Source organism: Schaalia cardiffensis (assembly GCF_016405145.1).
In the GTDB taxonomy this organism is placed as follows: Bacteria; Actinomycetota; Actinomycetes; order Actinomycetales; family Actinomycetaceae; genus Pauljensenia; species Pauljensenia cardiffensis.
The window spans coordinates 1-1,283 of the sequence record NZ_JAEKIA010000032.1; the positions used below are offsets into that span (position 1 = coordinate 1).

The following is a 1,283-nucleotide window of genomic DNA, read 5'->3' on the forward strand; positions in this document are numbered from 1 at the left end:
ACCCGGACTTTTCGTTGATCTGACCGCGTAAAGTCGCGTTCCCCATAGGGGTGGGGCCTATATGAGCGGGTGAGTGTTGACAAGCGCCCCAAGTGCCCGATCTGCCGAGCGCCGATGAACGCGAACGGGAAAACGTCTTCTCGTACGCCCCGGTGGCGTTGCCGGAACTGCTCATTCTCGACAGTTCTCAAGCGCCCTGACGTAACTCGCCGCCACGACCTGGAAGCATTCATCAACTACGCGACCGGCAAGACCAGCCAAGCCGAACGCGACGGCACACTCACCGGCCGATCCTTCCGCCAGCGCACCTCGTGGTGTTGGCAAGTCCCACCACCCCTCCCAGTCATGGACGGCGTCATTCATGACCAGGTGTTCATTGACGGGATCTACCTTTCCCACTCCTGGGTCATCCTCATCGCCACCGACGGGCGCACACCGTTGAACTGGGTTACCGCCGGACGAGAAAACGCTACGGCCTACACCCAGCTCCTCAGCCCACTTCCCCCACCGGGCATCATCACTACCGACGGGGCAGGCGGCGCCCTGGCAGCGATCCGCACCCCGTGGGGACCAGACCAACCGGTCCAACGCTGCCTCGTGCATGTCCACCGCAACAACACCGTGGACCTGACCCACAACCCCCACACGCCCGCCGGGAAAGCCCTCAAAGGCCTGTCCCATTCCCTCTTGCGCGTCACCACCATGGATGAAGCCGCACACTGGGCGAGCCTGCTCGCCGCCTTCCACACCGAATACGCCCACTACCTCAAAGAACGCACCTACGCGTCCCAAGACCCCGAAAAGGCAGCAGCCACAGGCAAGAAATGGTGGTACACCCACGAACGCGACAGGCGCGTGTACTACCGGCTCGAACGCCTCCTCAAGAACAAACAGCTCTTCACATTCCTCACCGACCCTGGCCGACCAAACCTCGCATCCACCACCAACCCCATCGAATCCCTCAACGCTCAAATCCGCGCCCTACTGCGCGCCCATGCAGGCTGGAACACGACTCGCCAAATCACCGCAATTCACTGGTTCCTCGCCCACCACCAACACCCCATCAACGCCGCCACAGTGCTCGCCGAATGGGACAAACACGCCAGGCAACCCCACACGATCATCCCCACAACACACAAACAACAACCCCGGCCAGACGGGCCCACACACTACGACAACGCCTACAGCCCCGACACCGGCTTCCACACCCGAAAAGGCTGGGCCGGACGCACATAACCCCCACGACACGCCCGAGCGATGCCACACTTTCCTGCCGGTAACCC

The 1,283-nt window shown here is 62.4% G+C and carries 1 protein-coding gene; it reads left to right on the top strand.

The features are described 5' to 3' along the window. Positions 1-69: 69 nt before the first annotated feature. Positions 70-1,236, top strand: a complete 1,167-nt coding sequence (locus tag JFX23_RS09240; RefSeq protein WP_198776648.1) for an IS1249 family transposase — start codon at positions 70-72, stop codon at positions 1,234-1,236. Positions 1,237-1,283 lie beyond the last annotated feature (47 nt).